Consider the following 7,460-nt stretch of genomic DNA (forward strand, 5'->3'; position numbering starts at 1 on the left):
CACCCCGTCGGCGCCTACCTGGACCGGCTCCGGCTCACGGGCGCCGGGGCCGAGTTGCCGCAGGCGCTGGTGGCCTGCTCGTTCCCGCTCGCCCAGGTGCGCGCGATGATCGAGGCCGGCCACCCGTGGTTCGCGGGGCTGGACGGGCCGAACTGGGTGCTGCGCGAACTGCCCACCGGGCACTGGCCGATGTTCTCCCGGCCGGCCGACACGGCGGCGGTGCTGGCCGAACTCGCGGCGCTCTGAGCGGCGTCCGCGCACGGCCCGTCCGCCTGTCCCCGCCGTACCAGTCCGCCCGTTCGACCGCCCGCCGCCCGCCGTCCGCGTGTTCGCCTGCGCGGACGACGGGGGGCGGCGCAGGTTGGGGACGGCGCCGGGCACGCCGTCCGCGCCGGTCCGGCAGGGAGGCCGGACCCGAACGGAGAGCGAGCAGCGCCCATGAGCGAACAGGCCACCGGCACCATCACCGAGCCCGAGTTCAAGCGGGTCACCACCGCCGTCGTCACCGGGAGCGCCACCGCCGCGCCGTTCCACGTCGACGTCAAGGCCGGCTCCCACCCGCTGACCGCCGACGAGCCGGTGCGGCGCGGCGGCTCCGACAGCGGCCCCGAGCCGTTCGCCCTCCTGCTCGCCTCGCTCGGCTCGTGCACCGCGATCACCCTGCGGATGTACGCCGAGCGCAAGGAGTGGCCGCTGGAGGCGGTCCGGGTCAGGCTCGGGTACGAGACGAACGGGGCGCGCGGGCGCGTCACCCGCAGGGTCGCACTCTCCGGGGCACTCGACCAGGCCCAGCGCGCCCGGCTGCTCGACCTCTGCGAGCGCACGCCCGTCACGCTGGCCCTCAAGGCCGGGGTCGCGATCGACACGACGGAGGAGCACGCATGACCACCACGCCCGAAGCGTTCGACGTCATCGTGCTCGGCGCCGGCCCGACCGGCGAGAACGTCGCCGACCGGACGGTCGCGGCGGGCCTGCGCACGGTGATCGTCGAGGCCGAGCTGGTCGGCGGCGAGTGCTCGTACTGGGCCTGCATGCCGAGCAAGGCGCTGCTGCGGCCGGCGGCGGCGCTGGCCGACGCCCGCGCGGTGGCCGGCTCGCGCGAGGCCGTCGGCGGCCGGCGGCTCGACGCGGCCGCGGTGCTGGCCCGGCGGGACTCCTTCACCTCCCACTGGCGGGACGACGGCCAGGTGCAGTGGTTGCGCGACACCGGCATCGAGCTGGTGCGCGGCCACGGCCGGCTGGCCGGCGTGCGGACCGTCACGGTCGAGGCGGAGGACGGCGGCGAGCGGGTGCTGACCGCCCGGCACGCCGTCGCCGTGTGCACCGGCAGCCGCCCGGTGCTGCCGGCCGGGGTGCCGGGGCTGGCGGACGCCCGGCCGTGGACCAACCGCGAGGCCACCGGCGCCGCGACCGTCCCAGGGCGGCTCGCGGTGGTCGGCGGCGGTGTGGTCGGCGTGGAGATGGCGACGGCCTGGCGGGCGCTCGGGTCGGAGGTCGTGCTGCTGGTGCGCGGGGACGGGCTGCTGCCGCGGATGGAGCCGTTCGCGGGCGAGCTCGTCGGCGAGGGCCTGCGGGAGGCCGGGGTGGACGTCCGGTTCGGGGTGGAGGTCACGGCGCTGGGGCGGGCGGACGGCGCCGGGCCGGTCGTGCTGACGCTCTCGGACGGACAGCGGCTCAGCGTCGACGACGTGCTGTACGCGACGGGCCGGGCCCCGCGCACCGCGGACATCGGCCTGGAACAGGTCGGCCTGAAGCCGGGCGGCTGGCTGGAGGTCGACGACAGCTGCACGGTGCTCGACGTGCCCGGCGAGTGGCTCTACGCCGCCGGGGACGTCAACCACCGCGCGCTGCTCACCCACCAGGGCAAGTACCAGGCGCGGATCACCGGTGCGGCCATCGCGGCCCGCGCCCAGGGGCGTGCGCTGGACACCTCGTGCTGGGGCGCGCACGCCGCGTCCGCCGACAGCGCGGGCGCGCCGCAGGTGGTCTTCACGCAACCGGAGGTCGCCGCCGTCGGCCTGACCCTGGCGGCGGCCGAGCGGGCCGGGCTGCGGGTCAAGGCCGTCGACCACGACCTCGGCGCCGTCGCCGGGGCCTCGCTGTACGGCGACGACTACCGCGGCCGGGCCCGGGTGGTCTTCGACCTGGAGCGCCAAGTGCTCGTCGGCGCCTGCCTGGTGGGCCCAGCGGTCGCCGAACTGCTGCACTCGGCGACGGTGGCGGTGGTCGGCGAGGTGCCGATCGACCGGCTCTGGCACGCCGTGCCCGCGTACCCGACGATCAGCGAGGTGTGGCTGCGGCTTCTGGAGGGCTGCCGGGGCTGAGGCCTGCGCCTGATTCCGCCCAGGGTCACCGGCGCGGCGCTGCACCGCACTGCTCGCAGCGGCTCGGCGCGGCGCGGCGAGATGTGACCTTGGGTGGACGGCGGGAGACTGGCAGTCGGGGGACGTCCCGGGGGGCGGTTTCTCGTGACCAGGTGGTGTGTTGGCATGACCGAGGTGCTGTTGGCCGTCGGAACCGAGAAGGGCCTCTTTCTCGGCCGCAGCCGCGACCGGCTGAACTGGGAGTTCAGCGGGCCGCACTTCCCGATGAACGCGATCTACTCCGTCTCCGTGGACCGCCGCAAGGGCCGCGCCCGGCTCCTGGTGGGCGCCGACAGCAGCCATTGGGGCCCGTCGGTCTGGCGCTCCGACGACCTCGGCTCCAGCTGGTACGAACCTCCCCGGCCGGCAATCCGCTTCCCCGAGGACACCGGGGCCTCGCTCACCCGGGTCTGGCAGCTCCAGCCGGCCGGGCCCGAGGCGCCCGGCGTCGTGTACGCGGGCACCGAACCGGCCGCGCTGTTCCGCTCCGCGGACGGCGGCGAGACCTTCTCCCTCGTCCAGGCCCTGTGGGACCACCCGCAGCGCTCCCAGTGGGGGGCCGGCTACGGCGGCCAGGGCCTGCACACCATCCTCACCGACCCCCGCGACCCGCAGCGGCTCCTCGTCGCCGTCTCCAGCGGCGGCGTCTACCGCAGCAAGGACGGCGGGGACAGCTGGGAGCCCTCCAACACCGGCCTGCGCGCCGAGTTCTTCCCCGAGGAGAGCCAGTACCCCGAGTTCGGCCAGTGCGTCCACAAGATCGCCCCGGACCCGGTCCACCCCGACCGCCTGTACCTGCAGAACCACGGCGGTGTGTACCGCAGCGACGACTGGGGCGCGAGCTGGCGGACGATCGTCGACGGGCTGCCCGCCGAGTTCGGCTTCGCGATCGCCGCGCACCCGCGCCACGGCGACACCGCCTACCTGTTCCCGCTCGGCGGCTCCGGCGACCGCATCCCGCCCGACCGCCGCTGCCGGATCTTCCGCACCGAGGACGCCGGGGACAGCTGGCAGCCGCTCGCCAACGGCCTGCCGAACGAGGACCACTACGGCATCGTGCTGCGCGACGCCCTGCGCACCGACGACGCCGACCCGGCCGGCATCTACTTCGGCAACCGCACCGGCGACGTGTACGGCAGCCACGACGAGGGCGACAGCTGGGCGCTGCTCAAGTCCCACCTGCCCGACGTGCTGTGCGTCCGGGCGGCCGTGATCTCCTGACGGCGGACCGCCCGTCCGGCAGACCTCCTGTTCGGCAGACCGCCCGTCCGGCCAACCGTCCGTTCGCCGGACGAGGGACCGTATCCGGAACAATCCGTTGCCCCCGGCGTCCGAGCTGGTCAGTATGGCTCGAAGGCGAACGATCTCGACGATGGGGCAGGCGTGACGGAGACGGACTGGGTGATCGGGCGGACCTCCGACGGGGTGGCGGTGGTGCGGTACCGGCGGGGCGAGCGGGAGGGCCTGCCCTGGGCCGACCTGCTCGAAGTCCTGGACGGAACCGGCGCGGTGGACCCGGTGGAGTTCGTCCGCACCACGATGCCGGGGTGGGCGGTCTCCGGATCCGCCGAGTTCGGACGGGAGTTGCTGGCGCGGGGCGCCACGCCGCTGCGGCACGCGCACACCCTGCGGCGTGATCTGGTGGCCGACCCGCCGCCCGCCGACTGGGCGGAAGCGCCGCTGCGCGACGGCCTGCGGGCCGTGCCCTGCGACCGCGCGCCGGAGGAGCTGTTCGACGCGTGGCGGGCCGCGTTCGCCCCCGGGCACGTGGACCGGTTCGCGGGCGACGACCGGCAGGCGCTGGCAAAGCGGCTCGTCCCGCTGCTCGCCGGTACGGCCATCGGGCCCGTGCTGCCCGCCAGCCGGCTCGCCGTGGACGCGGACGACCGGGTGGTGGGCGGCGTGGTGCTCACCGACCGGGCGGGCGTGCCGTGGGTCGGCGAGGTGTTCCGCCACCCCGGCCTCGGCTACCCCGGGCTCGGCGCCGACCTGCTGCGCCGGGCCGTCGCGGACTGCGCCCGACGCGGCCTCGCCGAGGTGCAGTTGACCGTGACCGAGGGCAACCCGGCCCGCCGGCTGTACGAGCGGCTCGGCTTCACGCCGGCGCAGACGTCCCTGACCGTGATCGTCCCGGGCACCGCCCCCGCGACCGCGCCCGCGCCCGCGACCGGCTGAACGGACCGGCCCCGGCGAGCTGCCCGCCCGTCACCGGGCCAGCTCCAGGACCACGATCCCGGCCAGCACGGTGACGCTGGCCGTCAGCCGCAGCCGGCCCAGGCGCTCGCGGAACACCGCGGTGGCGATCAGCGCGGCGATCACGATGCTTGTCTCCCGCAGCGCCGCGATCGTCGCCAGGTCCCCCCGGGACTGCGCCCACACCACCAGCCCGTAGGCCGTCAGCGAGAGCACGCCGCCCGCGATGCCCAGCGGCACCACCCGGCCGGCTCCCACCAGCAGCGACCGGCCGCGCCGCAGCCACACGACCAGCACGAGCGTCGGCCCCTGGAGCAGGAACAACCAGGCCAGGTAGCCGCCGACGGTGCCGGCGTGCCGGACCCCGCTGCCGTCCAGCACCGTATACAGGGCGATCATCACACCGGTGCCGGCCGCGGCCCCCAGCGCGGGCAGCTGCGCCCGCCCCGGTATGCCCTTGGCGAAGGCCAGTCCGATCAGGCCGCAGGAGATCACCACGACCCCCAGCAGCTCGCCCGGGCCGAGGTGCTGGCCCAGCACCGCCACGGATATCAGCGCCACCAGCAGCGGCGCCGACCCGCGCGCGATCGGGTACATCTGCCCGAAGTCCCCCAGCTGGTAGGCCCGCAGGAGCAGCACCGTGGACACCGTCTGGACCACCGTCGAGGCCAGCAGGTACGGCCAACTGGCGGCGGCCGGCAGCGGGTTGACCAGCACCAGGACGACCGCGCACGCGGTGTACGTCAGGTTGATCAGCGCGAAGCCGACCAGCTTGTCCGGGATCCGGTGCGCGAGGCCGTTCCAGACGGCGTGCAGCAGCGCCGCGGCGAGCACGACGACGGGCACGACCGGCGCGAATTCCGGCATGGCGGGACTCCCCTCCGACGAAGCATCAGGCTTGGAACGGAATTCCACGTTACACTGGATCCATGGAAGAGCGTTCCGAATTTTCTCCGCTGGAGTCCCAGCTGGCCGCGCTGGTCCGCACCCGGCTCGGCGACCTGCGCGGCACCGAGGCGCGCGTCGCCCGGGTCGTGCTCGACCGCGGCGCCGACCTCGTGCACCTCAGCGTCAGCGACGTCGCCGAGCTGGCCGGCACCGCGCCGTCCTCCGTGGTCCGGGCCTGCCAGCGGCTCGGCTTCCGCGGCTTCCAGGAGCTGAAGATCGCCGCCGCCCGGCAGGCCCCCCGCCCGGCCCCCGCCCCGGCCGACCGGCAGGACCCGGCCGCCCGCGCGCTCGCCGACACCCTGGGCGCGGCCAGGGAGGCCCTGGACGGCGTGGCCGCCACGGTCACCCCGGCCGACCTGCGCGCCGCCGCCGAACTGCTGGACGGCGCCGACCGGGTGGTCCTGGTCGGCTCCGGGATCTCCGGCGCCATCGCGCTCGACCTCGCCTACCGGCTGCGCGCGCTCGGACTGGTCGTCGACGCCCCGGCCGATTCGCTCACCGCCCAGATCGCCGCGGCCCAGCTCACGCCCGCCGGCGTCTGCCTGGTCGTCAGCCACGGCGGCGCCACGCCGGTCGTCGTCGAGGCGGCCCGCCGCGCCCGCGAGACCGACGCCGCCGTGCTCGCCCTGACCAGCTACGCCCGCTCGCCGCTCACCGAGACCGCCACCCACACCCTCCTCGCGGGCGGGCAGGACCTGGTGTTCGGGCTGGAGATGACCGCCAGCCGACTCGCCCACCTGGCCGTCGTCGACGCCCTCACCGCGACCCTGCTCGCGGTGCGCGGCCCGCGCGCCGAACGGGCGCTGGAGCTGTCGGCGGACGTGATGGGGCTCCAGCTGTACTGAGCGCCCGCGCCCGGGGGTCTGGAAATCCCGCCGCCCGTCCGGGCACGGTGAGCGGGTGGCCGCCCCCGGCCCGTTGCCCCCGGTTCGGAAAGGACGGCAGAGCGCGTGGACGTGAACGCCAAGGCGCAGTTCGGCGACTACCAGAACGAGATCTACTTCGAGGGCCTCTTCGGCACCCTCCCCGCGCTGCCCCTCACCCACGCCGACCTGGAGGAGCGCGGGCAGGCCGCACTGCCGCCCTCGGTGCGCTCCTACGTCGCGGGCGGCGCCGGCGACGAGTCCACCCAGCGGGCGAACGTCGCCGCGTTCGAGCGGTACGGGCTCGTGCCCCGCATGATGGTCGGCGCCGCCCGGCGGGACCTCACCGTGGACCTGTTCGGGCTCACCCTGCCGTCGCCGCTGCTGCTCGCCCCGGTCGGGGTGATCGGCCTGTGCGCCCAGGACGGCCACGGCGACCTCGCGACGGCCCGCGCCGCCGCCCGCACCGGCGTGCCGATGATCGCCTCCACCCTCTCCGTCGACCCGCTGGAGGACGTCGCCGCCGGGTTCGGCGACACCCCGGGCTTCTTCCAGCTCTACACCCCCACCGACCGCGCCCTCGCCGAGAGCCTCGTGCACCGCGCGGAGGCCGCCGGGTTCAAGGCTGTCGTGGTCACCCTGGACACCTGGGTGACCGGCTGGCGCCCGCGCGACCTCGCGACCGGCAACTTCCCGCAGCTGCGCGGCCACTGCCTCGCCAACTACACCTCCGACCCGGTCTTCCGGGCCCGGCTGGCGAACCCGCCCGAGGCCGATCCGCGGGCCGCCGTCCTGGAGTGGACGCAGATCTTCGGCAACCCGCTGACCTGGGACGACCTGCCCTGGCTGCGCTCGATCACCGACCTGCCGATCATGCTCAAGGGCATCTGCCACCCCGAGGACGTCCGCCGCGCGAAGGACGGCGGCGTGGACGCGGTCTACTGCTCAAACCACGGCGGCCGGCAGGCCAACGGCGGACTGCCGGCGCTCGCCGCGCTCGCCGGCGTGGTCGAGGCCGCCGACGGGCTGCCGGTGCTGTTCGACTCCGGCGTCCGGACCGGCGCCGACGTGGTCAAGGCGCTCTCGCTCGGCG

General features: G+C 75.6%; 7 protein-coding genes and 1 pseudogene. 7 read left to right on the forward strand and 1 reads right to left on the reverse strand.

Annotated features, from left to right (window positions below; genetic code table 11):
* The 5 genes and pseudogenes from AB0O00_RS24865 to AB0O00_RS24885 all read left to right on the forward strand — a co-directional run.
* Nucleotides 1-246 (forward strand): annotated as a pseudogene (locus tag AB0O00_RS24865) (alpha/beta hydrolase); the annotation flags it as partial.
* 192 nt (nucleotides 247-438) lie between these two features.
* A complete protein-coding gene (locus AB0O00_RS24870; protein WP_363655242.1) occupies nucleotides 439-885 on the forward strand; it encodes an OsmC family protein in 447 nt (148 codons plus the stop codon).
* Nucleotides 882-2,324 carry an NAD(P)/FAD-dependent oxidoreductase gene (locus tag AB0O00_RS24875; RefSeq protein ID WP_363655244.1) on the forward strand — a complete coding sequence of 481 codons (1,443 nt, stop codon included), beginning with the start codon at nucleotides 882-884 and terminating at the stop codon, nucleotides 2,322-2,324. Before AB0O00_RS24870 ends, AB0O00_RS24875 begins: the two co-directional genes overlap by 4 nt.
* Nucleotides 2,325-2,489: 165 nt before the next feature.
* A complete protein-coding gene (locus tag AB0O00_RS24880) occupies nucleotides 2,490-3,584 on the forward strand; it encodes an exo-alpha-sialidase (protein WP_363655245.1) in 1,095 nt (364 codons plus the stop codon).
* A 162-nt stretch (nucleotides 3,585-3,746) separates the two neighbouring features.
* The gene (locus AB0O00_RS24885) at nucleotides 3,747-4,538 is read left to right on the forward strand and encodes a GNAT family N-acetyltransferase (protein WP_363655247.1); all 792 of its coding nucleotides are present in this window, start codon (nucleotides 3,747-3,749) and stop codon (nucleotides 4,536-4,538) included.
* 30 nt (nucleotides 4,539-4,568) lie between these two features.
* Here the strand turns inward: AB0O00_RS24885 and AB0O00_RS24890 are convergent, their stop codons facing one another.
* Entirely contained in the window at nucleotides 4,569-5,423 is an 855-nt protein-coding gene (locus tag AB0O00_RS24890) for a DMT family transporter (protein WP_363655249.1), read from the reverse strand.
* A gap of 62 nt (nucleotides 5,424-5,485) precedes the next feature.
* Here AB0O00_RS24890 and AB0O00_RS24895 point away from each other — a divergent pair, with 62 nt between their 5' ends.
* Both AB0O00_RS24895 and AB0O00_RS24900 read left to right on the forward strand, forming a co-directional pair.
* Nucleotides 5,486-6,349 (forward strand): MurR/RpiR family transcriptional regulator, encoded by an 864-nt coding sequence (locus tag AB0O00_RS24895; protein ID WP_363655250.1) that lies wholly within the window; start codon nucleotides 5,486-5,488, stop codon nucleotides 6,347-6,349.
* Between the two features lie 105 nt (nucleotides 6,350-6,454).
* The coding region (locus AB0O00_RS24900) for an alpha-hydroxy-acid oxidizing protein (RefSeq protein ID WP_363655252.1) at nucleotides 6,455-7,460 on the forward strand (1,006 nt) is incomplete at its 3' end.

The organism is Kitasatospora sp. NPDC093558, from assembly GCF_040683475.1.
Classification (GTDB): Bacteria; Actinomycetota; Actinomycetes; order Streptomycetales; family Streptomycetaceae; genus Kitasatospora.

Coding starts and splice junctions, on each gene's coding strand:
- AB0O00_RS24870 (WP_363655242.1), top strand. CDS start 439: ATGAGCGAACAGGCCACCGGCACCATCACCGAGCCCGAGTTCAAGCGG.
- AB0O00_RS24875 (WP_363655244.1), top strand. CDS start 882: ATGACCACCACGCCCGAAGCGTTCGACGTCATCGTGCTCGGCGCCGGC.
- AB0O00_RS24880 (WP_363655245.1), top strand. CDS start 2,490: ATGACCGAGGTGCTGTTGGCCGTCGGAACCGAGAAGGGCCTCTTTCTC.
- AB0O00_RS24890 (WP_363655249.1), bottom strand. CDS start 5,423: ATGCCGGAATTCGCGCCGGTCGTGCCCGTCGTCGTGCTCGCCGCGGCG.
- AB0O00_RS24895 (WP_363655250.1), top strand. CDS start 5,486: ATGGAAGAGCGTTCCGAATTTTCTCCGCTGGAGTCCCAGCTGGCCGCG.